Source organism: Paraburkholderia sp. BR10882, assembly GCF_040948855.1.
Taxonomy (GTDB): Bacteria; Pseudomonadota; Gammaproteobacteria; order Burkholderiales; family Burkholderiaceae; genus Paraburkholderia; species Paraburkholderia nodosa_A.
The window spans coordinates 1-441 of record NZ_JBFPKP010000069.1; the positions used below are offsets into that span (position 1 = coordinate 1).

Annotated in this window: 1 protein-coding gene; it reads right to left on the reverse strand. The window is 64.4% G+C overall.

The window, feature by feature from the left end:
- The coding region (locus tag AB3X99_RS40940; protein ID WP_368662073.1) for an FAD-dependent oxidoreductase at positions 1 to 441 on the reverse strand (441 nt) is incomplete at both ends.

Sequence of the window (441 nt, forward strand, 5' to 3'; positions counted from 1 at the left end):
CCGCGCCGATCTTCTTGCCGTTGGGCGAGCGGCCCACGGCGACCAGCACGAGGTCGTAGCGTTGCGGCTCGGCCGGCGCCTTTTCGCCCTCGAACGACACATAGATGCCGTCGTCCTTCGCCTCGGCCTTCGTGGTCCTGGTCTTGAGCATGACGTTCGCGAAGCGCTTCGCGTTGTACTTCTCCCAGACCTTCACGAGGTCGCGGTCCGCACCGGCCATCAGGCCGTCGAGCATTTCCACGACGTCGATCTGCGCGCCGAGCGTCGCGTAGACGGTGGCCATTTCCAGACCGATGATGCCGCCGCCGATCACCAGCATCTTCTGCGGAATCTGACGCAGTTCCAGCGCGCCGGTCGAATCGACCACGCGCGGATCTTCCGGCATGAACGGCAGTTTCACGGCCTGCGAACCCGCAGCGATGATCGCCTGCTTGAACTTGA